The sequence below is a fragment of the Mesorhizobium sp. M5C.F.Ca.IN.020.32.2.1 genome (assembly GCF_004023105.1).
GTDB classification, from domain to species: domain Bacteria; phylum Pseudomonadota; class Alphaproteobacteria; order Rhizobiales; family Rhizobiaceae; genus Mesorhizobium; species Mesorhizobium wenxiniae.
Genome location: NZ_RZSX01001565.1, coordinates 1 through 610, shown reverse-complemented (window position 1 = coordinate 610; position 610 = coordinate 1). Strand labels below are relative to the sequence as shown.

Sequence of the window (610 nt, the reverse complement as noted above, 5' to 3'; positions counted from 1 at the left end):
GGTGATCATGCCGCATTCGACCCGCCGCCGCATTGCGCGCGCGCTCCGCATGCTGCGCAACAAGGATATGCAGAACCCCTGGAAGAAGCACGACAACATTCCGTTGTGAGACGCTGATGTCGCGCCTGGTCCTCTACACGGGAGAGCACTTCGGCAGGTTTGCCGTCCTGCTTTTTGTTCTGCCGCTTTTCTGCCCGGTGCTCCTGTGGCTGCTGCTCCTTGACCGGCATCCGCTCGCGGCTATCGCGGGCGGTGTTATTGCCGTACCGGCTGCAATGCTGGCTTTCGTTCTGTTAATTGGAGCATTGTTTGCCGGGTTTCGGCCTAGCAGGGTGGAAGGTATTACTCGGGACTCGGCGCCAAAATTGTGGGCAGTGTGGGAAAGCGTGGCTGGCAAACATCGCGCCAGCCAGACGACGATTGTGCTAAGCAGTGATCTGAACGCCAGCATTGGGGAAGAGCGCCCGTTTCTGGGTCTGCTTGGCCGTCGGGCGATCTTGACCGTCGGTATCCCGTTGCTTGCCGTGACCGACGAAAAGGCATTTTCGGCAATCCTTGCTCACGAAAACGCTCATCTGAAAAACAGGGACACAAACGGCGGTCTCAATCT

The 610-nt window shown here is 58.4% G+C and carries 1 protein-coding gene; it reads left to right on the top strand.

The window, feature by feature from the left end; all coding sequences use genetic code 11:
• Positions 1 to 116 precede the first annotated feature (116 nt).
• Positions 117 to 610: M48 family metallopeptidase (locus tag EOA86_RS37470; RefSeq protein WP_206630285.1), on the top strand; the 494-nt coding region annotated here is incomplete at its 3' end.